22 protein-coding genes are annotated in these 26,296 nt (G+C 30.2%); 14 read left to right on the plus strand and 8 right to left on the minus strand.

What is annotated here, in order from left to right:
• Positions 1–27: 27 nt before the first annotated feature.
• The 4 genes from ehuC (at position 28) to argH (ending at position 4,089) form a co-directional block, all read left to right on the plus strand.
• The gene (ehuC, locus tag CLJU_RS03285) at positions 28–678 is read left to right on the plus strand and encodes an ectoine/hydroxyectoine ABC transporter permease subunit EhuC (protein WP_023162835.1); all 651 of its coding nucleotides are present in this window, start codon (positions 28–30) and stop codon (positions 676–678) included.
• Between the two features lie 33 nt (positions 679–711).
• Positions 712–1,491: an amino acid ABC transporter ATP-binding protein gene (locus CLJU_RS03290; protein ID WP_013237339.1), complete on the plus strand. Its 780-nt coding sequence runs from the start codon at positions 712–714 to the stop codon at positions 1,489–1,491.
• Positions 1,492–1,565: 74 nt separating this feature from the next.
• A complete protein-coding gene (locus CLJU_RS03295; RefSeq protein ID WP_013237340.1) occupies positions 1,566–2,771 on the plus strand; it encodes an argininosuccinate synthase in 1,206 nt (401 codons plus the stop codon).
• Between the two features lies 1 nt (position 2,772).
• Complete coding sequence (argH, locus tag CLJU_RS03300; RefSeq protein WP_013237341.1) at positions 2,773–4,089, plus strand: argininosuccinate lyase; 1,317 nt, start codon at positions 2,773–2,775, stop codon at positions 4,087–4,089.
• A gap of 60 nt (positions 4,090–4,149) precedes the next feature.
• On the opposite strand, the gene CLJU_RS03305 is transcribed toward argH, so the two are convergent.
• Positions 4,150–4,368, minus strand: coding sequence for a DUF378 domain-containing protein (locus CLJU_RS03305; protein WP_013237342.1), 219 nt, complete (start codon positions 4,366–4,368; stop codon positions 4,150–4,152).
• A gap of 110 nt (positions 4,369–4,478) precedes the next feature.
• Positions 4,479–4,958, minus strand: a complete 480-nt coding sequence (locus CLJU_RS03310; RefSeq protein ID WP_013237343.1) for an Lrp/AsnC ligand binding domain-containing protein — start codon at positions 4,956–4,958, stop codon at positions 4,479–4,481.
• Positions 4,959–5,252: 294 nt separating this feature from the next.
• On the opposite strand from CLJU_RS03310, the gene CLJU_RS03315 reads away from it, so the two are divergent.
• The 6 genes from CLJU_RS03315 to CLJU_RS03340 all read left to right on the plus strand — a co-directional run bounded on the left by CLJU_RS03315 (position 5,253) and on the right by CLJU_RS03340 (position 12,290).
• Positions 5,253–6,221 (plus strand): asparagine synthetase A, encoded by a 969-nt coding sequence (locus CLJU_RS03315; protein ID WP_013237344.1) that lies wholly within the window; start codon positions 5,253–5,255, stop codon positions 6,219–6,221.
• 151 nt (positions 6,222–6,372) lie between these two features.
• On the plus strand, positions 6,373–6,735 hold the full coding sequence (locus CLJU_RS03320) for a hypothetical protein (protein WP_013237345.1): 363 nt from the start codon (positions 6,373–6,375) through the stop codon (positions 6,733–6,735).
• A 697-nt stretch (positions 6,736–7,432) separates the two neighbouring features.
• A complete protein-coding gene (locus CLJU_RS03325) occupies positions 7,433–8,131 on the plus strand; it encodes a GntR family transcriptional regulator (protein ID WP_013237346.1) in 699 nt (232 codons plus the stop codon).
• A 261-nt stretch (positions 8,132–8,392) separates the two neighbouring features.
• Positions 8,393–9,502 carry an XdhC family aldehyde oxidoreductase maturation factor gene (locus CLJU_RS03330; protein WP_013237347.1) on the plus strand — a complete coding sequence of 370 codons (1,110 nt, stop codon included), beginning with the start codon at positions 8,393–8,395 and terminating at the stop codon, positions 9,500–9,502.
• A 195-nt stretch (positions 9,503–9,697) separates the two neighbouring features.
• Positions 9,698–10,078: a BlaI/MecI/CopY family transcriptional regulator gene (locus tag CLJU_RS03335; RefSeq protein ID WP_013237348.1), complete on the plus strand. Its 381-nt coding sequence runs from the start codon at positions 9,698–9,700 to the stop codon at positions 10,076–10,078.
• Positions 10,079–10,118: 40 nt separating this feature from the next.
• On the plus strand, positions 10,119–12,290 hold the full coding sequence (locus tag CLJU_RS03340; RefSeq protein ID WP_013237349.1) for a M56 family metallopeptidase: 2,172 nt from the start codon (positions 10,119–10,121) through the stop codon (positions 12,288–12,290).
• An 85-nt stretch (positions 12,291–12,375) separates the two neighbouring features.
• On the opposite strand, the gene CLJU_RS03345 is transcribed toward CLJU_RS03340, so the two are convergent.
• The gene (locus CLJU_RS03345; RefSeq protein ID WP_013237350.1) at positions 12,376–13,809 is read right to left on the minus strand and encodes a hypothetical protein; all 1,434 of its coding nucleotides are present in this window, start codon (positions 13,807–13,809) and stop codon (positions 12,376–12,378) included.
• Positions 13,806–14,369, minus strand: coding sequence for a sigma-70 family RNA polymerase sigma factor (locus CLJU_RS03350; protein ID WP_013237351.1), 564 nt, complete (start codon positions 14,367–14,369; stop codon positions 13,806–13,808). Before CLJU_RS03350 ends, CLJU_RS03345 begins: the two co-directional genes overlap by 4 nt.
• A gap of 89 nt (positions 14,370–14,458) precedes the next feature.
• On the opposite strand from CLJU_RS03350, the gene CLJU_RS03355 reads away from it, so the two are divergent.
• Positions 14,459–14,851 (plus strand): FadR/GntR family transcriptional regulator, encoded by a 393-nt coding sequence (locus tag CLJU_RS03355; protein ID WP_013237352.1) that lies wholly within the window; start codon positions 14,459–14,461, stop codon positions 14,849–14,851.
• Between the two features lie 242 nt (positions 14,852–15,093).
• Here CLJU_RS03355 and CLJU_RS03360 read toward each other — a convergent pair whose 3' ends face one another.
• Positions 15,094–16,323: a glycosyltransferase family 4 protein gene (locus tag CLJU_RS03360; protein ID WP_242825696.1), complete on the minus strand. Its 1,230-nt coding sequence runs from the start codon at positions 16,321–16,323 to the stop codon at positions 15,094–15,096.
• An 89-nt stretch (positions 16,324–16,412) separates the two neighbouring features.
• A complete protein-coding gene (locus tag CLJU_RS03365) occupies positions 16,413–19,454 on the minus strand; it encodes a vitamin B12-dependent ribonucleotide reductase (RefSeq protein ID WP_013237354.1) in 3,042 nt (1,013 codons plus the stop codon).
• Positions 19,455–19,764: 310 nt separating this feature from the next.
• Here CLJU_RS03365 and CLJU_RS03370 point away from each other — a divergent pair, with 310 nt between their 5' ends.
• Positions 19,765–20,271: a gamma carbonic anhydrase family protein gene (locus CLJU_RS03370; protein WP_013237355.1), complete on the plus strand. Its 507-nt coding sequence runs from the start codon at positions 19,765–19,767 to the stop codon at positions 20,269–20,271.
• Positions 20,272–20,345: 74 nt separating this feature from the next.
• Entirely contained in the window at positions 20,346–21,617 is a 1,272-nt protein-coding gene (locus CLJU_RS03375; RefSeq protein WP_013237356.1) for a M14 family metallopeptidase, read from the plus strand.
• An 8-nt stretch (positions 21,618–21,625) separates the two neighbouring features.
• On the opposite strand, the gene CLJU_RS03380 is transcribed toward CLJU_RS03375, so the two are convergent.
• Positions 21,626–22,048, minus strand: coding sequence for a YaaR family protein (locus tag CLJU_RS03380; RefSeq protein WP_013237357.1), 423 nt, complete (start codon positions 22,046–22,048; stop codon positions 21,626–21,628).
• Between the two features lie 258 nt (positions 22,049–22,306).
• Between CLJU_RS03380 and CLJU_RS03385 the strand changes: the two genes are divergently transcribed.
• Positions 22,307–24,934 (plus strand): calcium-translocating P-type ATPase, PMCA-type, encoded by a 2,628-nt coding sequence (locus CLJU_RS03385; RefSeq protein WP_013237359.1) that lies wholly within the window; start codon positions 22,307–22,309, stop codon positions 24,932–24,934.
• Positions 24,935–25,291: 357 nt separating this feature from the next.
• On the opposite strand, the gene CLJU_RS03390 is transcribed toward CLJU_RS03385, so the two are convergent.
• The gene (locus tag CLJU_RS03390; RefSeq protein WP_013237360.1) at positions 25,292–26,164 is read right to left on the minus strand and encodes a CvfB family protein; all 873 of its coding nucleotides are present in this window, start codon (positions 26,162–26,164) and stop codon (positions 25,292–25,294) included.
• Between the last annotated feature and the right edge of the window lie 132 nt (positions 26,165–26,296).

The raw sequence follows: 26,296 nt of genomic DNA on the forward strand, positions 1-26,296 counted from the left end.
TATGCAAAAAGAAAGTGGGTAAAGTAAGTGAATATAGAGTTTATTAAAAATATATTACCTATTTTATTAAAGGGTAGCGTAATGACAATTGAACTTACAGTAATCACCTTGATATTAGGAACTATGCTTGGAGTATTTTTGGCACTCCTGAAATTGTCTAAAAATATCGTATTAAAATTAGTATCAAGTTTCTATACATGGATATTTAGAGGAACTCCTTTACTGCTGCAGCTATTTTTCTTCTACTATGGATTACCTTTTATTGGAATAGAACTTACTCCTTTTACCGCAGCTATATTAGGACTTGGTTTAAACTGTGGTGCATATATGGCTGAGATAATAAGAGGTGGAATACAGTCTATAAACAAAGGACAATTTGAAGCAGCAAAAGCTCTTGGATTTAGTTATGTAGAGACTATGAGGAAAATTATTTTACCACAAACCTGGAAGATAATAATACCACCAGTAGGAAATGAATTTATATCTATATTGAAGGATACTTCATTGGTATCTACTATAGCTATGGTTGAACTTATGAGGTCAGCTCAGCAGATATATGCAAGCAGCTTTGATCCAATATCTGTATTTTTAACTGCAGCAATATTGTATCTTATAATGACAACTGTATTTACAACTGTATTTGGAATATTCGAAAGAAGATTGGCTATTTACAGTTAGAAATTAGAGTAATTTTAAGTGGAGGTTTGATTTATGGAAAATGCTATTTTAAATAATGGCGAAAATTTAGATAAAAATGAATATATGATAGAAGCGTCTAATTTAACTAAGAGTTTTAATAATCTTTTAGTTTTTAAAGATTTAAATGTGAAAGTAAAGAGAGGTGAGGTCCTCGTAGTTATAGGGGCCTCGGGATCAGGAAAAAGTACACTTTTAAGATGTCTAAACCATCTGGAGGAATTAGATAGTGGAACTATAGTTATAGAAGGGGATAAGCTAAACCCTAAGGACAAAAAAATGCTTCGAAAAATAACTACAAAGATGGGAATGGTTTTTCAAAATTTTAATTTATTTCCACATATGACAGCTGTTCAAAATGTTATGGAAGCTCCACTAGTTGTAAAAAAAGAAAAAAAGTCAGAGGTTTTACAAAGAGCTAAGCAACTTTTAAGTAAGGTGGGACTTGCAGATAAGATGGAATATTATCCATCTAAACTCTCAGGTGGACAGCAGCAGAGGGTTGCTATTGCAAGGGCTCTTGCAATGAATCCGGATATAATGTTGTTTGATGAACCAACATCAGCCTTAGACCCTGAACTTGTGGGGGAAGTTTTGAATGTAATGAAGGATCTGGCTAAGGAAGGTATGACAATGGTAGTAGTAACTCACGAAATGGGGTTTGCCAGAGAAGTAGCTGATAGGGTTATATTTATGGATGGAGGAAAGATAGTTGAGCAGGGGACTCCAGAGGAAGTATTTTCACATCCAAAAGAAGATAGAACTAAGGAATTTTTAAATAAAGTTTTAAAATAAAAAGTCAGTATTTTAAATACTTTTATTTGTCTAAGCTATTTATTAAAATTTAAATATATATGGAGGGCGAATTCATGAAAGATAAAGTTGTGTTAGCATATTCAGGAGGATTAGATACATCAATTATTATTCCTTGGTTAAAGGAAAATTACGACTTAGAGGTTATTGCAGCTTGTATAAATGTAGGACAAGATGATGACATGGAAGAAGTAGAAAAGAAAGCCATTAAAACAGGGGCCTCTAAAGTATATATTGAGGATTTAAAGGAAGAATTTGTGAAAGATTATTTATTTAAGGCAGTAAAGGCCAATATATTGTATGAGGACGCGTATTTTTTAGGTACATCTCTTGCAAGACCACTTATGGCCAAGAGATTAGTTGAAATAGCTCATGCAGAAGGAGCAAAATATATAGCTCACGGATGTACAGGAAAGGGAAACGATCAGGTACGTTTTGAGGTCGGGGTAGCAAGTTTTGATCCTACAATAAAGATAATAGCACCTTGGAGAATATGGGACATAAAGTCCAGAGAAGATGCTATAGATTACGCAAATTCAAAGGGAGTAGATGTTCCTGTAACTAAGGAAAAAATATATTCAAATGATAAAAACATCTGGCATGTAAGTCATGAAGGTGGGGATTTGGAAGATCCAAGAAATGAGCATAAAACAAGTATGTACTTTATGACTACTACACCGGAAAAAGCGAAAGATGAAGACACATATATAGAGCTTTATTTTGAAAAAGGAGAACCTAAAAGATTAAATGGAAAAGAATTAAGCCCTTTAGATATGATGGAACAGCTAAACAAAATAGGTGGAGAAAATGGAATTGGAATAGTTGATATGGTGGAGAACAGACTGGTTGGCATGAAATCCAGAGGTGTATATGAAACTCCTGGTGGAGCAATATTATATGCTGCACATACTGCTCTTGAAAGATTAACTATAGACAAGGATACTTTTCACTATAAACAATTAGTATCTCAAAGATATGGTGAACTCGTATATGATGGACTTTGGTTTGGAAGCCTTAGAGAGGCACTGGATGCTTTTGTTGAGTCTACTCAGGAAAATGTAACAGGAACAGTAAAATTAAAGTTATATAAAGGAAATATAATGCCAGCAAGTATAGATGCTATACATCCTCTATTTAATGAAAGTATATCTTCTTTTGGTGCAAGTGATTTATATGACCATAAAGATGCAGATGGATTTATTAAAATCTTCAGCTTACCTTCTAAAATAAGAGCTGCAGTAAAAAAGGAAAAGGAAAATTAATATGAAACTCTGGGGAGGAAGATTTAAAAAATCTGAAAGCAAGCTTATGGAGGATTTTAATAGTTCTCTTAGCTTTGATAAGCTTCTTTATAGTGAAGATATAGAGGGAAGTATGGCCCATGTAAAAATGCTTTCCAAATGCAATATACTATCTAAAGAAGAAGGAGAATCCATATTAAAAGGACTGCAATCTATTTTAAGTGACATTGAAGATGGAAAACTTAAAATAGAAGGAGATTATGAGGATATACACACTTTTGTAGAGGTAAATTTAATAGAGAGAGTAGGACAGGTAGGAAAGAAACTTCATACTGCTAGAAGTAGAAATGACCAAGTAGCAGTAGATTTTAGATTATACTGTAAAAAAAGTGCATTAGAAGTTATAAAGAACATAGAGAAACTTCAAGATGTAATTAAAAATCTTGGAGAAAATAACAATATAATGATGCCTGGGTATACACACCTTCAAAGGGCACAAGTTGTAACTTTTAAGCATCACATAATGGCGTATTACAATATGTTAAAAAGAGATAAGGCAAGAATATCAAATGCAGTTGAAATTATGGATGAAAATCCACTTGGATGCTGCGCTCTTGCTGGAACAACTTATAATATAGATAGAAGTTTTACTGCAAAAGAATTAGGTTTTAAAAAGCCTGTAGATAACTTTTTAGACGGTGTAAGTGATAGGGATTATGTCCTTGAGCTATTATCGAATTTTTCTATAATAATGATGCACTTAAGCCGTTTAAGTGAAGAACTTATATTATGGAGCAGTAAAGAATTTGATTTTGTACAAATAGATGATGAATTTTCTACAGGAAGCAGCATAATGCCCCAGAAAAAGAATCCCGATGCTGCAGAACTCATAAGGGGCAAAACAGGGAGAGTATACGGTTCGCTCATGTCACTGCTTACCACAATGAAAGGCATTCCTCTTGCCTACAATAAGGATATGCAGGAAGATAAAGAACAGTTTTTTAACTCCTTAGATACTGTATTAAGCTGTCTTAAAGTTATGAGTGGTATGCTCTCCACATTAAAAATCAAAAAAGACAATACATTTAAAGCTGTTAAAAGAGGATTTTTAAATGCTACAGAAGCGGCTGATTACTTGGTTAATAAAGGAATGGCTTTTAGAGATGCCCATAAAGTAATTGGTGAAATTGTATTGTATTGTGAAGAAAGAGATAAGGCTATAGAAGATGTTTCTGTAGACGAATTGAAAAAGTTTAGCTCTCTTTTTTCAGATGATGTATATGAATTTATAAATTATGAAAATACATTAAATAGAGGAATTAAGAAAAATCTCAGATAGTATGTAAAATTAAGGCGTAAGTAGAAGACTTTTATAATTGTTTTCCACTTACGCTTATAATTATTTGACTTCTTTTGTATCCCCAGTGCTTCTTTCATTTCCGAAAAACGAAAGTGCATACAACCCTCCTAGTCCTACAAGTGCGTATATTACTCTAGTAGCTGTTGACATTGTTCCAAATAGTGATGCTACGAGATCAAATCTAAAAAAGCCAATTAGTCCCCAATTTAACGCACCTATTACAACCAATGTTAGTGCAATTATATCTAATGTTCTCATAATTACATCTCCTTTTTATTTTTATACAAAAGTATTATTTGCATATTTTATAAAATTTATGAGTTTAAATAAAAAGAAAATGAAAATGAAAAAAGAAGGTAAATAACAAGTTATTCATCTAAAACATCGATATCAATGCTTCTATCTACAGGTTGAAATAAAGATATTATTGTATCAGTTCTTTGAACTCCATCTACGGATTGAATTTTATTCATAAGTAGATTTTGTAAATCAGTAATATTTTTACATAGAACCTTTACAAATATAGAATAATCTCCTGTTGTATAATGGATTTCCACGATTTCTTTTATTTGTTTTAATTCATCTAGTGAATTATTAAAAGACTTAGCTTTATCTAAATAAATGCCTATAAAGCCACATACGTCAAATCCAATTTTTGAATTGTCGATTATAAGCTTAGTACCTTTTATTATGTCCATGTCCTCCATTTTTTTAACTCTAACATGTATGGTTCCACCGCTTACGTGGCATTGTCTAGCTATTTCTAGAAAAGGAGTCCTTGAATCCTTCAAAAGAATTTCAAGAATTTGAAGGTCTAAGTCATCTAAACCATTAATTTTTAAGCTCAATTTATATTCCTCCTTTTAAAGTTATCCGTATTTTTTCTGAAAACTTTAAATTAGTATGTGTACAATAACATTATAACAGAAATTTTGATAAATTAATAATTGTAAACCTTATCATTAATTAATAATTTATGAATTTTTAATTTTAGGTATATTAAAATGATAAATTTACAAAAAAACATAATATTAATTAATGATATTGCAAAATACGTAAAAAAGTATTATTATATTGGTAATGAAACTAGAGAAAAGATATTCATTGAGAATTTATATAAATTGTTTAGGGAGGCCACATATATGAAAACATATGTATTGAAAGATGAAAAGGAATTAAAACTTTTAGATGAAACTATGGAAAAAATTAGAAGAGAAAAATTGCCTACTATACTTGGTATACAACAAGCTATATTGAGGGCAGTAGATGATTATATGTATAAAAATGGAGTAGTTAGACTTTTACCTAACATGCTGGCACCTATAACAGATCCACTTTGCCATAGCGTAGAAGAGTGTGCAATTACTTATCAAGGACAAGAATTTAACTTAACAAAGTCCATGATATTTCATAAACAAATAGCTCTTTCAAGTCCAAACTTACAGAAAATTTATATTGTATCTCCAAATGTAAGATTAGAGTTACCAGAAAGAGGAGATAAGAGGCATTTATTTGAGTTTACTCAAGTTGATTTTGAATTTAAAGATGGTACAATGAATACAGTATTTGAATTTATGGAAGGTCTCGTAAAATATGTATTTGACTATATAAAAGAAGAATGTAAAGACAAGTTTGAAAAATTAGGAATAGGAACATCTCACTTAAATATAACAGGTCCTTTTGAGAGACATACAACTCAAGAGTTAAAAGCAAAATATGGAGATGATTTTGAAGCTATAGCCTCACAAAAAGCAACACAACCATTCTGGTTAATAAACCATAAGAGGGAATTCTATGATGCTGAAGATTTGGATAACAGAGGTACTTATAGAAACTATGATTTAATATGGCCTATGGGTTATGTAGAAGGATTAAGTGGCGGAGAAAGAGAATATAAATATGATAGAATAATTACAAGAATGAGAGAAGCTAAAATGGATGAAAGTTTACTTAGAAACTACATTGAGCTTGCAAAAAGAGGAGAACTCCCTAAAACAGCAGGAGCTGGTTTTGGAGTTGAAAGAATGACTAGATTTGTATGTCAACAAAAAGAAATTGATGATGTGACTGTATTTAGTAGAAAACCAGGAAAAGAAAAATATATATTCTAAAAGAAGGCTGTCTAAAATGGACAGCCTTCTTAGTTATTTGCTTAGAAATTTTACTGTCATACAGGTTTTCAGACAAATAAATAGAAAAGGTATTGATATAAGTTAGAAAGTATATAATAATATATATAGACAAACTAAGGGGGGAGAACAAATGCCTTTATGGTTACAAGTACTATTACAGGTAGCATTTATTGCGATAATATTTTTATTTGTATATAATCAATTAAAAATACGTATTTTATACAAGTTTCATCCAAACAGATGGATAATTCTTTTATTGTCTATAGCAGCTTTTTTCTTGCCTACAATAATAGCGGCCTATTTTAGATATAACTTAAATGGGAGTGTATGGCAATACATATCTTCTGCTGTATTTTTAGTTTTATTTTTATGGTTTGTGGATTTAAGAAGCGGTGCCATATATGATGTAAAGGGTTCACAAAAAGAAAAGAACATAAAGATAAAGCCTAAAGCTAAGCCAAATAGAGCAAAACATAATAAAAACAAAAAGTAAGTTTTTTATACAAATTAAAAGTCTACTTATAGGTAGACTTTTAATTTGTATAAAAAAAATCCACATGGGGGAGCATGTGGATAAATAGGGGATATTTATTAACCTTTTAATACATATTCATGATATCATATATTTTTACATAAATCAATATTTTTTATTTATAAATGCTATTTTTCGACACTAATTATGAAACAGTACATATGAATTAAGGAACGTACATTTTACTTAAATATATTATCGGAAGTAGTAGGAATTGTAATAAAAACGTTGACAAAACACAAATAACTGATATATAATGAAAACATGAGGTATACATATGCTAACATGTATATACAGGTTATTGCCTTATTAAAAAATATATAGTTTATATCTGTAATTTTTTTAGTAAATAAATTACAGCTTATATTTACCAGATTATTATTTAGTTTTAAACTTCCATTTCTGAGACCCCCATCTCTAGATAATAAAGTGATTACTTGAGCTATCACTTGGGAAGAAGAGGCAAATATGCATCTGGATCATAGAGTCTTAAGTGTACTTGAAATTAAATTTTATGTATGCTCAGGACTCTGTTTATTAATGACTTAATTTTTGAAAGTCTATAATATTGACAATGACGTTTTATAATTCTAATATTATAATTATGTTAAAATTGTTTTATATGGATTAGATGAAATTTAATAAGGAGTAGTAAATAATGAAAAACTCTATATATTGTAAAATAGCTGATGATATACGTGATAAAATTATTAGTGGCGAACTTAAAACAGGGGATGATTTGCCTTCTGAAACAGCTTTATGCAGTGAATATAGTACAAGCAGGATGACGGTTAGAAAGGGACTTACTATTTTATCCAATGACGGATACATATATTCTATACCAGGAAAAGGATATTTTGTACAAAAGCCTAATTACAACAAATATACTATTTTTTATAGTGAGAGAAACAATTTGATAAATGATGTGGATCGCATAAAACTTCTATCTGTAGATGTTGTTTTGCCTGATGATAAACTTGCAACTAATCTTCGTATAAGTAAAAATAGAAAGATAATAAGAATTAGAAGATTGTTTTATACACAAGGGGATCCTATGGCTTATGATTTAAAATATCTAGTATACCAAAAGGGAGTTCCAATTATAGAAAATGAAATCGAAAATGCTACTTTCCCAGAAATGATGTCCAATAGGGCTTCTCTTTATAGTTTAAATAAGGAAATTGTAATGTATGCTAAAATGCCTGGAGAAGAGATTAAAGAACTTTTAAAAATGTATGATGAGGTTGCGCTATTTGTTGTAGAACAAAAATTAAATGATGTTAAAGACAAGCCAATTGGGTTTGGAATAACTTACTTTAGAGGAGATTATATTAAATTACACGGGGTTAGTCAATAAAAGTAGGTTTTAATTACTAAAAAGTTTTTAAAATGAAATAAATATTAAAAAAACAATCTATAAGTAACATATAGATTGTTTTTTCTCGTATGGGCGATTTTTACGTTGAAAGTTATAAAAATATGGAAGGTAAACTAACTTCAGAGCTATAGAGTCTAAAATGATTTAAGTTGAATAATTACAAATTTTGTTATAAAATTTAAGAGTAAACGTTTCAAAACGCTAATTTATCTTATATTTAAGGAATATGGAGGTATGTAAATGGAAAAGATATACAAAGAAGTGGTAAAACTTTTACAGAAAGAAGAAAGTTTTGTAATAGCGACTATATTTGATAAAACTGGTTCGGCACCACGTACTGCTGGTGCTAAGATGGTAGTTAGAAATGACGGTTCAATTATTGGAACCATAGGTGGAGGACGTTTAGAAGCTGATGCTATAGGTCTTGCTAAAAAGTCACTGTCTTTAAAACAAACTGTAATGCAGTCTTTTGATTTAACTCACAATGATGTAGCTTCTATGGATATGATTTGTGGCGGTAAAGGTGAGATTTTAATAGATTTTATAGATGCTCAGGATGAAAATAATCGAATAATTTATGAAACAGTAGTAAAAATTCAGGAAAAGAGGGAAAAGGCATGGTTTATTACAGTACTAGATAATGTCTCTGGTACTTCTAATTTGAGATGCCAACAATGCATAGTAAAACCAGATAAAACTCTTATTGGTAAAGTTGATTGTGATCCAAATATATTAGAGAAACTGATAGCTGGACCAGCAAAAATATCAATACATGCTGAAGTAATAGATAATCAGCGTTTTTTGGTAGAACCTTTACGTCCTGAAGGAACAGTTTATATTTTTGGGGCAGGGCATGTATCTCAAAGAATTGCACCTTTAAGTGAAACAGTTGGTTTTAGAACAGTAGTATTAGATGATCGTGAAGAGTATGCTAATCGCAGCAGATTTTCAGAACCTACAGAACTTATGGTCATTGATTCATTTAACAAATTACCAAATTTACATATTGATGAAGATAGTTATTTAGTGATTGTGACTAGGGGACATCTTTATGATAGAGTTGTTCTAGAGCAGGTACTTCGCAGTAATGCCAAATATATTGGCATGATAGGAAGTAAGAGTAAGAGAGATAAGATTTTTACTCAATTACTTAATCAGGGATATGCAAAAGAAGAAATTAGAAGTGTTTACTCACCAATAGGTACAAGTATAGGAGCAGAAACACCAGAAGAAATTGCAGTAAGTATTGTAGGAGAACTGATTAAAGTAAGATCAGAAGGTGAAAAGACAAATTCTAAGAAAAGTGGTAATACTTCTGATATATACTGTAATATAAATGATCCAGATTAAAAATAGAATATTATAGTGATTCAAACAAAAAATAAAACTTCTAGTGTACTAAGTATACTGGAAGTTTTTTGTTATAAAAAGAATTGTAAAACAAAAGTATGTAAATAATACAGGTTTTGCCTTGACAATTTCGGTTTACAAATGTAGACTGAAATTGTAGATCTACACTTGTAAACTGAAAATGGAGGAGTAAGTATGAAGGAAATGCCAAAGATCTCAGCAGCTGAGTGGGAAGTAATGAAGCTTCTCTGGAAACAAAATTCCTTAACATCTGAAAAAATAATTAATTCTTTAACAATTAAAATGAATTGGTCGGCACAAACAGTAAAAACATTTATAACAAGGCTTTCAAAAAAAGAAGCAATAGGATTTAAAAAAGTAGGCAGAATATATAATTATTATCCATTAATATCTGAAGATGAATGTGTAAGGGCTGAAAATCAATCTTTTCTTGAAAAGGTATACGATGGGGCTGTAAGTATGCTATTTACCAAGTTTTTAGAGGAAGAATCTCTATCAGAAAAAGAGATTCAAGAGTTAGAACAGATTCTTAAAAATAAAAAACAAGGAAAGTAGGGTTTAAGTCTTTGAGACTAAAAATAGGGGGATACTAAATATGGATATTTTAATTAGAAGCTTTTTATGTTTTTTTCGTGATTCCATAACAGCAAGCATTGCAGGATTATTAATAATTTTAATTTTAAAGTTATTTGATAAACACATTTCAGTAAGACTTCAACATGCTTTATGGATCATAGTTGTTATAAGATTAATAATACCAGTGGAGTTTCAAAGTAATTTAAGCTTACTTAATTTGTTACATGAAAATCATCAAAATAGTTCAAATATTGAAAATAAAAGTACAATAAAAAGTATGACTTACGCTGCATCTGATTTTTTAAGAGAAGGAAAAATCCAATATAGTTATACTTCTAAGAATCAAATATCCAAGGTAAACCAATCTCCATCAAAAATAGTTTATAGTAGAGAAAATATAATAAAAGAATATATAACTTCCCGTATTTTAGGTATAGCTTCTTTTATATGGATAGTAGGAGTTTTTAGTATAGCTGCATTTTTATCAGCAGTTAGACTGCAATTCAAAAGGAAAATTCTAAATTTAGAAGAAGTAAGAGATTTGGAAAGTATAAAATTACTGAATGAATGTAAAAACAAAGTAAATATAACTAGGGATATACCTGTTTATATTTGTGATAATTTTAAAAGTCCATGCACATTAGGAATAATAAAACCTAAAGTTTATATTCCTAAGTGTGTATGTACTAAAAATAATTTAAAACAATTATACTATATATTTTTACACGAATTAATTCACTATAAAAGAATGGATTTGGTCTATAATTTTCTTGCTGTTCTTGCCGTTATACTGCATTGGTTTAATCCTATTGTGTGGTTTTGTATGAAGAGAATGAAACTTCAAAGGGAATGTGCTTGTGATACTTATGTGCTTGAAATTATTGGGGAAGAGAAGGCTGAAGACTATGGAATGACGTTAATTAATTTTTCAAAATTAGTGTCAAGCAATAAAGTCCCACGATTAGCAGTTTTTTTTGAAACGAAAAATCAAATTAAAAGGAGAATAGAAATGATAAAAAATTTTAAGAAAGGTTCCTATAAAATGTCAGCAGCTGCAGTAATATGCTGTGTATTAGCTTCAGGGGCTATACTTACAACTGCTGTAAATGCTAAAAGTATGAAAGCATATAAAACTGCTGCAGTGGTTAGCAGCAATAACTCATCAGTAAAAAATCAAAATAGTAAATTCCTTATTGATGCACCAATTAAATATTATGATAACTTAAAAAGGGCAGAAGAAGTTACAGGTTTTAAAGTTAAAGTACCCGATTATATTCCAACAAAATACGTATTAGCAAGTATTCATGTTATAAAAGTTTCTGATACAGACAATTCTTTAGAAGTGTCTTTTTCAAAAAAGGATGGTGTTTTTAATTTTCAAGCTTCCAAAGTTGACATGGAACAATGTTTAAAACAGATTGCAGAAGATCAAAGCAAAGGAAAAGTTGAAGTTAATAAAGAAGCAATGAATTTGGAAGGAATAAATGGATATAATATTACAATAAAAAGGACATTGCCTATGGGTTATAATTATAAAATAATAGATAAATGTTTTATATGGCAAAATGAAGGCGTGTGGTATAGTATAGGATACAGCATAGAAACTCAACGTAAAGAAAATAAAAGCTCAACTATAGGTATTCCTATAGATGATGTAGGAAAAATTGCAACTTCTATAAAATATGATCAAGATGTTAAAAATGTAAGTTATTCCATACCGAAAGATGTTTCTACTGAAGTTGCAACTTTACCAATATATGATAAAGAGGATTTGAAAAAAGCTAAGGAGTTATTAGGATTTAATCCTAAATTTCCATTAAGTATTAATAAGAATATAACTATAAAAGGTTCATTGGTGGGAATTTCAGGAGACTCTGATATAAAAAATAAAAAAATTGGCTATGAATTGGGTACATTTTATAATTTAAAAAATGGATTGTTGGTATTTACACAGGGGAAAAGTTCAAAAGCATATGATGATATGAGTAAAAAAGCTAATACGATAAAAATTGATGGTAAAGAAGTTCTTAAATATGAGACTTATGAAAAATCAGTAGCAAATAAACAATTAAAGGAAGATATTTATGTTTGGAAAGAAAATGGATTTTATTGCGAAGTTTCAATAATGGCAAATATAGCAAACCAGGATGAAATAGTTAAAGGATTTGTTGATTCAAAACCAATAGATTAGATTTAATTATGAGCATGCCAAGAATATCTTCAAAAAAGAATATTTTTGACATGCCTCTTTTTTTAGTTAGTGATAAACTAAAAAGTTATTTAATTGTTGATGGATTAAGGTCTATTTCAAAAGGACCAACCGAAGAAAAAGTATATTGAAGGTGATTTAATTTTAAATTGTCTCCTATTCCATTTTGTAGTTTATAAAAGACCTTAATATTACCATTATTTTGGCTAGGGTTACATTCACCATCTCCATCAGTAACACTTTCAAATAAAATATTTGAAGTTTGTAATCTTGAATTGCTGTCATTTATATAATTGTAAATTAACTCTATACTGTCATTTGATAAGCGGTTTATACTAATAATTTTGAATTTAAATCCCTTATAGTTAACTATTTTGTTTAAAATGCTTTTGCCTGATTTGGGAATATCTAATTCTAAATTAAAATCAGAAGTTTCATTGTTAAAATTATTAAGATCATTATTAATAGCTTTGAAATTAATACTATCAGTATGATAAATTACATTTGGAACAGTTAACTTTAATTTTTTGCCAGTGAGTTTGCTTAAATCAAATAAAGATTCATTTCCTTGATCTAAATAATTAATATTGTTATGCCCATATACTGCATTATTATATTCATCAGAAATTATAATATGGGAATTTTGTATAGAATTATTATTTATTAATTTTGTACTAATTGGTTCTTTGCAACCCCACTCTTTGCCTTCTTGGAATGTTCCATAATTAAGTGTATCTATTCTTTTCGATTTAAAATCTGGTAAGGTATCTGTAAAATAATAATCTACTTTTAAAATATTCCCCTGTCTTTTTAATGAAGTCACATTTAGTGTAGTTATTCCATTAGTTGCAGTATATAAAATTTTTGATTCAGCAGCTTCTTTAAAATTAGAATTTTTTAGTTTAAAAGTTGCTTTAGTAAATTTTTTATCATTATCTACAATACTTAAAGTATAGCTATTAGCTTTTTTTACTTTACCATTGTATTCTGCCCGGTATGAACCTATTTGATTATCTGGCATCAGAGCAAGATTGTCGCTGCTATGAAGTTCATAGGAATTACCATGATTGTCTGTAATAGTGTAATAAGATCGTTTAAGCTCTTCAGGTTCAATAGTTAAAGTAACTATAATTTTATTATTGTCTATATACATATTAGCTAAAGTTATATTACCTTGTTTAATACTGTTTTTAAGAATTTTGGGCCTATCTGAAGAAACTTTTACTTCTCCAATACCAGATATGACAGTGAGTTTTTCTATCATATTAGCTAAAACATTCTTTTGGGATATGATTATAGGAATAGTTATCAGAAAGATGATTGCTGCTGCAATAAAATTTTTTTTACCTTTAGGTTTCTTAGGTTTTACTTTACTAATAATATCTTTACAGATTTTTTTCTTTTCAAATTCATTGAGGTCATCACTGCTAAATTCATTTTCATTTATATTAACATCATTTAAAAGTTTTAAAACATCATCTTCATTTAAATTTAAATTCATTTTGATACCTCCACTTCACCTGAAATATGTAATTTTCTTATAATCGAGTTTTTAGTGCGCCATAATCTATTGTAGATAGCCCCTTTTGATAAATTAAAATTTTTACACAAGGTTTCCATATCTTGATCCAAAAGGTATTTTCGTATAAACAGTTCTCTGTCCAGCTTATGTTCATATTGCAAAAGCTTTATTAATTCTTCTTTCTTTTCCCTCAATATATATTCATTTTCAATATCAGTATTAGAGATTAACATTTGTTCTTCTATCTGAAGGTTGTCCTGTTTAACTAAGCTTCTTTTATAATCTATAGCCTTATATTTACTTACAGCTAAAAGCCAATTCTTAAATGAAGATTTTTCAGGATTATATAAGTGACTTTTATTCCATATTAAAAGATATACATCATTAATACATTCTTTTGCATTTTCATAATTATCGTTTCCAAGTACATTTAGTACAACTTTAAAAACTAAATTACAGTAAATATTAATTATATATTCTAAGGCTGCAGGATTTTTTCTTTTAAGTTCTAATAAAAAGTTTTTATCGTTAATTTTCATTTTTAACTCCTTTCGTATTATCTTATCACTAATTAATACGGATAATATAGTTAGTATTTCACAAAATTTATTTTGGTATTTTAGCTAAAATGAAAATTCCTATAATTGCTAAATTTGCAGCTGAAAGGGCTACGGATCAGGAGATTGAGAACATACGTAAGATTGAAAATAAGTTTGAAGAAGAAGCAAATGAGGGCATATACAATCCGGAAACAGATAAAAAATTACACGTTGAGATATCAAAAGCTTCTCATAATGATTTGTTTATCAAATTTACCAATGATATAAACAATGTGATGAAAGAGCATAAAATGTGGATTTTCCTTCGTGACAGAACTGTTACTAGACTGGAATACAGGGATATCAATGTAAGTGAACATATGGAGATTGTTAAATCCATTGAAAGTTGTGATGGTGAAGAGGCAATGAAAAAAATGCCTAAACACATGAATAGCCTGTACGACAGGTATTGGAAGGAATAAGAGAGATTCTAAAATTTAGTTAAAATTTTTATGCTTTTTTCTTCTAATGATTAAGTGTTTAATCTTTCAATCATAGCATAGACTGACGAAAATATATTTTAAAATTGTTATCTAAAATAAGCTTTAAATACTTGTCTCTAAGTATCTAGAGCTTATTTTTATTTGATGAGCAATATAAAAAATAAACCCATTGTATAAAAAATAAGTTGTATACAATGAGCAATGTTGAAGTAAATTATGAATTAAAACAAATTTTCTATTTTATTAAAAACACCTTTCCAAGACATATTGTCTATGACTTCTTTTACTTTTGGGTCTTTTTTATAGTATTTATTTTTAATTTTTTCTAATTGATTTTCTATAGCCTTGGAAAATTCCTTTTCAAAGTTAGGTAAGTCTTCTTCAAAAGGTTCATCTAAACTTTTCAGAGAAGGCATTTTAACATATTCTATTAAACCTTTTTTGTTAATGTAATCTCCAAAAAAATCTTTGACACCAGGCAAGTTTGTAGTTACTATTAACATGCCAGATGCAAGGGCTTCAGTTAATACTAAAGGGAGCCCTTCAAAAAAGGATGGAAATACAAAAAGATGACTTTCTCTAAAGAGCTTTGATAATTCTTTTTGAGAAATCGAACCTTTTAATATTATTCTTAATCTGCTTTCTTCAGCCATTTTTTCAATGGCTTTAAATTGGCTGCCTGTGCCAGAGCCTGCTAAAATGAGTTCTATAGAATTTCTATCTATATCTAGTTTATTATAAGATTTTATAAGGGATGGAATTCCTTTTGCAAAATTTAATTTCCCGGCATAAATAAGTTTTATCTTATCCATGTTTTTTTCAGTATCATTAGTATAGAAAATGTTTGGATTAAAACCAACTCCAACCACAGTAATTTTATTTTTGTCTATTTGATATTTTTTTATTATCTCATTTTTTTGATCTTCATGCAGAGCAGCTATATTGTCTATTTTTCTGCAATATTTGGATACATAATTATTAAAATTAGGAGCTAAATCCATTTGCCTTAAGTCTGTACCATGACATATTGCTATTGTTTTTATAAGTGGAAACATTTCTTTCACCATTGCGGAAAGTATCCACAAATGGTGAGTTATTATTATATCAGGTCTAAATTCTGCTACTGATTTTGTAAGAACTTCAGAAAAGGCATTTTTCCATTTGATTAGCATATCATTATCTAATTTTCTATACATAGTACTTTTATAAGGCATTATATCTGTCATACCTACTACGGGAAAAGGAAGCTTTTCTGTTTGGAAAACTACAGGATAAAACTTAACATTTTCTTTAAAGTGTATGTTAAATTCATCTGCAGGGATACCTGCTATTACAGCTTGAGAATAACCTTTTTTATCTCCCTGCTCTATTAAAGCTTGAAGATATGTACCACTGCCTGTTTTTTCAGGCCTTTGAGCTATTACATGTAGTATTTTTTTCAAATTTAACACCCACCTAATTAAATTTATATTTATTAACTCAACTTCCAATTAAATTGTTTTGTAATTTTTTTAAACTGTGAACCAACTACTTTACCCAATCAACTGCATCCTGTAGTAGAACCGCAGTCAAGACATACCATGCAGGTGCCATTTCTCACCATTCTAGTGCTTGAACAAGTAGGACATACTGTACCATAAACTTTTTCACCATCTATTTTTTTTATTTTTGTCTCATTTCCATTAGTTTTTATGGTGTTTAATTCAGGTGAAGAATTGCCTAAAACTAAGCTGTCTTTATCGTAATTTTCAGGTTTAACTTGACACCTTGAAAAATCCCCCAGTTCTATATCAATTACTTTACTTATAAGGTCTGAAATTGAGGATACATATTTTATGTAGGGATGCTTCTGAACAAATCCATAAGGCTCATATTTTTGTCCCCTGAGCATTCGTGATATATCCTGAGGTGGAACATGGTATTGCAGCATAACGGATATTGCTTTAGACAGGGAATTTAGAAGCCCCATTATTATAGTACCCTCTCTATCTGTAGTTATATATATTTCAGATATTTCATCATTAGAATTTCTGTTTACTGTAGTGTATATTTTAACGTCATCTATTTGAGCAGGGTGCGTAGTTCCTTTACGAATTCCAATAATTTTATCTCGCTTTGAATACTTTATTCCTTTTTGTAGTTCCTTTACCTTTGATAAAAGTTGGTTATAGGTAAAATCTTCGATATTTATATCATTGGAATCTGACAAAGTGGTATTTAAAGGCTGAGCAGCTTTAGAAGAATCCCTATAAAGGGTAATGCCTTTAACTCCTAGTTTCCAAGAGGTAAGAACAACATCTTTAAAATCTTGTACTGAAGCAGTTTTAGGCAAGTTTACAGTTTTAGATACGGAACCCGATATAAGAGGGGTCAAAGAAGCTACCATCTTTACATGTCCCATAGGATCAATATATCTTTCGCCGCTGCCGCATTTATTTGAAGTATCAAATATGCTTAGGTGTTCATCTTTTAAGTGAGGTGCACCTTCTATTTTGCCATCCAGTATTTTTTCATAAGTATAGTCATTTTCAGATACATTTTCCTTTTCAAGTACATAGGACAGTATGTCTTCTATTTGTTCAGAGGTATAGCCTAGGTTTTTAAGGGCAATGGTTATTACAGGATTTATAATAGTCATAAATCCTCCTCCAGATAACTTCTTATAAACAATGTGACTGAAAAATGGTTCTATTGAAGTAGCTCCACAGTCCATGGCGAAGGATATGGTTCCTGTAGGTGCTATAACTGAAACTTGGGCATTTCTGTATCCAAATTTGATACCACTTTTAAGTGCATTTATCCAGCAATCTTTTAAAGTCTTTCCTATGTAAGAAAGTCCTTCCTTTTTTAAAACGCTGTGTTTTACTTTTAACGGAACATAATTTAGATCTTCAAATTCATTTGAAAAGTTATTCCCTAGAATTGCTTGGAGAGACTCTATATCTACAGAGGCTGCTCTGGCATGATTTCTTAAAACTCTCATCATATAGGGCTTATTTATTTCAAACTTTTTAAATGGACCTATTTCTTTTGCCATAAGAGAAGATACGTAATAAGACTCACCTGTAAGTATTCCAACAAGTGATGCAGCTAAAGTTCTAGCCTCATCTGAATCGTAAGGATACCCCATAACCATAAATAACGAAGCTATATTTGATATACCAAGTCCTGTGGTTCTAAAAAGATAAGTTTTTCTAGCTATATCTTCTGTAGGAAATTGTCCCCAGTGTATTGAAGATTCAAGAATAAGCTGAACAAGATCTATTATGTGCAAATATCCTTCTATGTCAAAAGTGTTATTGGTTATATTATAGAACTTGTATATATTTATAGAAGCAAGGTTACAGGAAGTATCATCCAAAAAAGCATATTCTCCGCAGGGGTTTGTAGAATTTATCCTGTTATAAGGAGCATTTAGTTTGCCATCTTCACCTGCAGGACAGGTGTGCCAGGCATTAAATGTAGTACTGAACTGAGGTGCAGGATCAGCACATTTCCAGGCAGAATTATTAAAGGCATCCCATATGTTTTTTATTTTTTCTATCCTATTAAGCTTTGGGTCAGTTCGACCAATAAGCTCAATGGTATCATCTGGGTTTTGTTCTAATTTGCTTACCTTATTCATAAATTCATCGGAAAATCTTACTGAATTATTGCTGTTTTGACCAGATACAGTTTCGTAAGCTTCACCATCGATATCTGTATCATATCCCATTTTACCAAGAGCTCTTACTTTGTCTTCTTCTTTGGATTTCCAGTTTATAAAGTCCATTATTTCGGGATGGTCTACATCAAGGCATACCATTTTTGCAGCCCTTCTTGTAGTACCACCAGATTTAATAGCTCCTGCATTTTTATCCAATGCTTTTAAAAAACTCATAAGTCCGGAAGAAGATCCTCCACCAGATAATTTTTCACCTTTTGCTCTTATAGTAGAAAAATTAGTGCCAGTTCCAGAACCTCCCTTAAATAATTTTGTCTCTGTGACAAATTGATTTGATATGGAATGTGATCCTAGAAGTTTATCTTCAATAGAAAGTATAAAGCAAGCAGAAGCCTGAGTCCTTGTATAATTATCTTTAGACTCTACTACTTTATTGAGGTTTTCATCGAAGTAGTAATTTCCCTGTTTAGCACCACATATGTCATAAGATAATTTAAGACCTGTATTAAACCATTGAGGAGAATTAGGAGCACACATCTGATTTAAGAGAGCATATGCACATTCATCATAAAAAATAGAAGACTCATCTTCTGTTTTTATAAGTCCTTCATCTTTTAGTGATTCACACCAGAAATTTACCATCCTGTGAGTTACAGATTTCATACTATTTTCATAACCATTTTCTCCGGGAACTCCAGCTTTTCTAAAATATTTAGAAGCTATTATATCGCAAGCATTTTGAGAGTAATTTTCAGGAAATTCTAGATTCTTCATATCAACTAATACTTTTCCTGTTTTATGATCTTTTAAGAACACGTCAACTTTTTTCCATTTAAATAAATCATATACTGTTTTATTATTGTTTTGTTTAAGAGATTTTGTAAAGTATCTTTTAAACAAGTCTTTTACGCAGTCCAATTGGCCTACCTCCTAATAATATTTAAGGGTTTTTTAATTAAAGTGTTATATGAAATTGTTAGTTTCCATAAGCATAATTAAATAAAGATACTATATATAGTGTAAATAAGATTACATAAATACCATATATAGTGTCATTATATTATATGATATATTTTAGAAAAACTCAATTCATGATATGTATTATATTTTAGCATATTTTTAAAATAATATAGTTTTTTTTCTTCATATGTTTTTATTTTGCAACTATAATGATTTATAATTTAAATATAGGTTTTCAAATATTAAATTCTTAAGGAGAGTAAATTATATGATAAGAAAATTTGAACATTACATACCAGATATAGATAAAAGCTGTTTTGTAGTAGATAATGCAGAAGTTATAGGAAAAGTTAAACTTTGTGAAGATGCAAACGTATGGTTTGGGGCTGTACTTAGAGGTGACGTAAGTAATATATATGTAGGAAAAGGAAGTAACATACAGGATAACTGCACTGTTCATACTGGTGAAAAAAGCCCAGCAGAGATAGGAGAATATGTTACTGTTGGTCATAATGCAGTGATACATGGAGCCAAAATTGGAGATAATTCTTTAATTGGTATGGGATCTATAATTTTAGATAATGCGGAAATTGGTTCCGAGAGCATCATAGGAGCAGGAAGTTTGGTAACTAAAAATAAAAAAATACCTTCAGGGGTGTTATGTATGGGTTCACCTGCAAAGGTAATTAGGAGACTTACTTTGGAAGAAAAGAAGTCTCTTAGACGGTCAGCAGAAGACTATATTGAAAGGGCTAAAAATTATAGTGAATATTAGAAAACAATACATTAATCACATATTTATAAAGTTTGCATAAAAATAATATAGTAATAATATTTAGGGGAATTCATATGCCAATATTTAAACTGGGCTCCAGAGGCACTCAGGTCATGAAAATACAGGCTGTGCTGAGGAAAATAGGATACAATTTAAATACCATAGATGGGATATATGGCAGAGAAACAGAGCAAGCAGTTAAAAATTTTCAAAAAAATAATGGATTAGCTCCTGATGGCATAATAGGTTCTAATACGTATAGGGTTTTACGAGATTTTATACTTGGTTATAATACTTATATTGTAAAGCCAGGGGACACATTGTATAATATAGCCCAAGAATATAAAACTCAAGTTTACAAAATAACAGTAGCTAATCCACAAGTACATGCATTAGGGTTGATCCCGGGAACAATACTTAAGGTGCCTTATGATATAGACGTAGTTGATACAAATATAAATTACACTTATGATATATTGGAACAAGATTTAGTGGGACTAGAAGCTAGATATCCTTTTATAATTATAGGAAATGCAGGACAAAGTGTGCTTGGAAGGAAGATTTACTATGTGAGACTTGGAGTGGGTCCTAATGAGGTATCTTATAATGGATCTCATCATAGTTTGGAATGGATTACCACCCCACTTTTAATGAAGTTTATAGAAAACTTTGCAAAAGCTTACGCAGAGGGCAGAAATATAAGAGGTTATAGCCCTGCTGATATATGGAGGAGAAGTAGTATATATATAGTTCCAATGGTAAATCCAGATGGCGTGGATTTAGTTTTAAATGGATTACAGAGAAGTAATCCGTTTTATAATGAACTTATAAGGTGGAATAAAGGAAAAACTGATTTTTCTAAGGATTGGCAAGCTAACAATAGAGGAGTAGATATTAATCATAACTATAATGCAGGGTGGGAGTTTTCAAAAGCTGCAGAGCCCAGTTATGGTGTATATGGTCCAGGACCTACCAGGTATTCAGGGCCTTATCCTGAATCAGAACCTGAAACTAGGTCTATGGTAGCATTTACAAATAGTCATAATTTTAGGTTAGTTTTGGCATATCACAGTCAGGGTGAGGTTATTTACTGGCAGTACAATGCACTTACACCTCCAGAATCAAGGAGGATAGGAGAATTGTTTGCCAGGGTAAGTGGATATAGATTAGAACAGACTTCAGGAATAACATCTTATTCAGGATATAAGGATTGGTTCATAAAAAGCCATGGCAGACCTGGATTTACTATAGAAGTTGGAAAAGGTACTAATCCACTTCCAATAACCCAATTTCCCAAAATATATAATGATAATGAAGAAATTCTTTTGTTAGCCTCAGTTATATAAATAAGCCCTTATTTATATATATCTACTAAAAGACCGCTTATATCGTCTATAGTAGCTGCTACGTTTAAGTTATCTTTTTGTTCACTCATGAGCATATTAGTTAGATCCTCTAATTTACTATCTATAGTATCTACAGTTATGAAATATTGAGTTTGCCAGAAGCTTATATCCTTTTTTACGCTATACATGTAACTTAAGACGGATTCAAGGTATTCTTTTATCATTTTTTTATAAGATCTTACATCTGAATAGCACTTTGTTATGGCAAGTCTGTTTCCTTTCTTTTTTATACTATCAAACATATTTTTAAGTTCCTGCTCTGACTTTTTCTCCATTTGTGAATTAAAACTCTGGGAAAAGTCTTTTTTAACAGATATATTTTTATTACTTGAAGAAGGTTTAGAAGTTACACCAATTCTAGAAATTTCCATAATAATCCTCCATTACTATTAATTTTTCATTATTAATTCGTAACTTGCGAAAGTCGAGTTATATATCTATTATATATAATATTTTGTAAAAAATATAGTTAATTGTATTTAAAATTAAATTAAAATACATATTTTTTGATTTTGATAATATATAAACATATATTATCCTGCAGAGTATCATTTTGTGACAACAATAATTATTTAATGTGTATAAGATTGCGGTGAATTCAAAAAATAGAATGAAAGGCAGGGGATTTTATGTGGTACAAAAAAAGTATTGAAGAAATAACAAAAGAATTTGCTACAGATGTGATAAATGGGTTAACATCTGAGGAAGCTTCAGTTAGAATAAAAAAATATGGAGAAAATAAGCTAATTGAAAAAAAGAAGAAATCAATTTTAAAGCTTTTACTTGAACAAGTAAATGATGTACTTATATATATATTGGTTGCAGCGGCAGTGGTTTCAGCTGCACTTGGTGAAATAAGTGATGCAATCATAATAATGGTTGTAGTTGTATTAAATGCAGTGATAGGTTTAATTCAAGAATCAAAAGCTGAAAAAGCATTGGATTCTCTAAAAAAACTTTCAGTACCCAAAGCATTGGTTAAAAGAAATGGAGAAGTTATAGAAATTTCTTCTGAAAATATAGTAGTAGGAGATATAATCATATTAGATGCGGGTAAGTACGTTCCTTGTGATTTAAGACTTGTTGAAACCGGAAATTTGAAAATAGAGGAATCTGCATTAACAGGAGAATCTGTGCCTTCTGATAAGTATGTAGAAGATATTTTAGAAGATCAGGATATAGCTCTTGGAGATCAAAAAAATATGGCATTTATGTCCACCCTAGCCACTTATGGAAGAGGTATAGGTGTGGCTGTAGCAACTGGCATGAATACTGAAATAGGTAAAATAGCCAAAATGTTAGATAATGATGAAAAAAATTTAACTCCACTGCAGAGAAAGTTAGGTCAGCTTGGCAAAATGCTTGGCTTTGTAGTTATTATTATATGTGTACTTATGTTTATAACATCATTGATTCAAAAGAGAGATTTATTTGAGATGTTTTTAACGGCTATAAGTTTAGCTGTAGCTGCTATTCCTGAAGGTTTGCCAGCTATGGTTACTATAGTGCTTGCAGTAGGAGTACAGAGGATGATAGGTAAAAATGCAATAATTAGAAAACTCCCAGCTATAGAAACACTCGGTTCTGTAAATATAATATGTTCAGATAAGACAGGGACTTTGACACAGAATAAGATGACTGTTACAAAGTTTTATGCAGACAATATTTTAAATAACATTTCGGCTGTTGATTTAAAAAATAATATACATAAAGAACTTGTAGAAAATATGGTACTTTGTAATGATGCTACTTATTCAGAAAGTTCTAAGACTGGAGATCCTACTGAAATTGCACTTTTAGAAATGGGTGTTAAATTCAATGTATTTAAATCTGATGAAAACAAGGAACACAGTAGGGTAAATGAAATACCTTTTGATTCAGACAGAAAACTTATGACTACTTTAAATAAATATGGGAATAAGTATCGTATAATTACGAAAGGTGCAGTAGATAATTTAATTAAAATTTGTGAAAATATATATCTGAAGGGAGAGGCTGTCCCTTTTACAGAAGAATTAAAGTCAAATGTACTTAATGCAGCAAATTCTATGTCAAATGAAGCACTTAGGGTTTTGTCAGTTGCTTTTAAAGTTATAGATTCACCTAAAATTCAAATTGATTCAATGGAAAGTGGATTGACCTTTGTGGGTCTTGTGGGAATGATAGATCCTCCTAGAGAAAATGTAAAAAAATCTATAGATGAGTGTAAAAAATCTGGCATAGGGGTAGTTATGATAACCGGGGACCATAAAAATACGGCTTTTGCTATAGCAAAAGAACTTGGTATAGCAGATCACGAGTCTCAGGCTATATTAGGAGCTGAATTTGATAAATTATCAGAAAAAGATATACATGATAGAATCGATAATTTAAAAGTATTTGCTAGGGTATCTCCAGAGCATAAAGTAAATATAGTAAAGGCATTGAAGAAAAAAGGGAATATAGTATCTATGACAGGAGATGGTGTAAATGATGCGCCTTCATTAAAAACTGCAGATATAGGCGTAGCAATGGGAATTACGGGAACAGATGTGGCAAAAGGAGCTGCAGATATGGTGCTTACAGATGATAACTTTTCAACTATAGTGGAAGCTGTAAAACAAGGAAGAAATATATATAATAATATAAGAAAATCTATAGTATTTCTTCTTTCATGCAATATAGGAGAAATAATAGCACTATTTATGGCAATAGTTTTGGGGTGGCCTACAATTTTAAGGCCAATTCATCTCCTTTGGGTAAATCTTATAACGGATAGTCTTCCAGCTTTAGCTCTTGGAGTAGATCCTGATGATCCTGATATAATGAAAGAAAAACCTAGAGATCCACGTAAAGGATTATTTTCAGGTAAGAGCGGAGTATTTTTAGTAGTGAACGGTATTTTAATAGGAGTACTTACTTTAGCTGCCTTTTATATAGGAACTAAGCTGTATGCTAATTCACTTATACATGCGCAGACTATGGCTTTTGTAGTGTTAAGTGTATCACAGCTATTTTATACTTTAAGTATTAGACATCATGAAAAATCTATGTTTGAGGTTGGAATTTTCAGTAATAAGTATTTAATAGGTGCAATAGTTGTCGGTATAATAATGCAAAGTATAGTTATTACAGTACCCTTCTTGTCTTCAGTATTTAAAGTGTTTAAACTTACAATAAATGATTGGATATTTGTATTAGCACTTTCTTTGGTACCTCTTTTAGTGAACGAAATTATAAAGCTTGCTTATAGAAAATCAGTGAGGAATATTGCATAGAAAATTTAAAGTTTCTATGACTTATATACAAAATATTTAAAAGAGCTTCATTATTGTAAAAATATTCCTGCACATAAGTTGATTTTTAAGTTAGAATATAGGGTTTTCAATTGAAATTTAAACTTATGCATAAAATGTAATGACAAAATTGAAAACACCGTTAAAAACTTTTCCGTAAGTCTTAGCGAGGTATTTTAGAAAACCTTAGAAGTTTATATATGTCTGAGGTACGAGTTTATATAAGCTTCTTTAGATTTTCAAAATACCGAGCTTTAGACTTGTCAAAAGTTTTTATGGTGTTGAAATTTGTCATTACATGGCCTGCATAAGTTAACTTTCAAGCTGCAAACCCCTATATTATTTGGTGTTTTTAAGTCTTGTTCCGTTTTCATCTTGTAGGATAAGGTGTCTTTTCATGAGTCCACCTAAAGCATTTTTAAAATAATTTTTACTTTCATGAAAGGTATTTCTTATATCTTCTGGAGAACTTTTATCATTATATGGCATGAAACCATTATGATTTTCTAAATAATCTAATATAGACTCCTCTAAGGATAATCTTTCATTTTTAGGTACGCTTCTAGGAGTGAGTCCTAATTTGCCATCCTCGTATATTTTTTTTATTCTTAAATTGAGTTCATCCCCAGGATAAATATCTGTAAAATATTCATTATTCAATATAACCCCTCGATAAAGATTATCTACGGCTACCATAGCACTGTTATTGGTTTGAAATCCATAAATAGTCCCTTTTACTTCACTGCCAAGTGTGTATTTTTCATCTTTTTCATTGCTCTCAACATCTAAGGTAAGCAGATATCTGTCTATGTCCGTAGTAGCTGCAATTCTATTGGTTTTATCTACATATAGATAAAATAAATAGTATTTTTCTGGAGTAAGCTTATATTTTTGTTCTGCTAAAGGTACAAGTACATCTCTTTCCAAGCCTATATCTACGAAACTCCCGAAACTAGTATTAGCTACAACTTTTAAATATGCAAGTTCACCTATTTCTGCCTTAGGTTTTTTTAAAGTGGATATTATTCTGTCTTTTGAGTCCTTATATATGAATGCATTGACTTCATCGCCAATGGAAAGGGTATCCTCAGTAATATCATTTTTAGGAAGAAGTATATCGTCTTTAGTTCTACCTGTTCCTGCATCTAAGTAGTATCCGAAACTTGCTTCCCTGGTTATTTTTAGTTTATTAAATTTCCCTATTAGTATCAACTATATTTTCACTCCCCTGTAATGTTTAAAATACTTCTACTTCAAACATATTATATAATAATATTATAGTTACTGCTAGTTAAGTTAGTATTTAAAGTAGGTTTTATATAATGGCTATCTAAAGAAGCTTAC

Origin of the sequence: Clostridium ljungdahlii DSM 13528 (assembly GCF_000143685.1) — a bacterium.
Taxonomy (GTDB): Bacteria; Bacillota; Clostridia; order Clostridiales; family Clostridiaceae; genus Clostridium_B; species Clostridium_B ljungdahlii.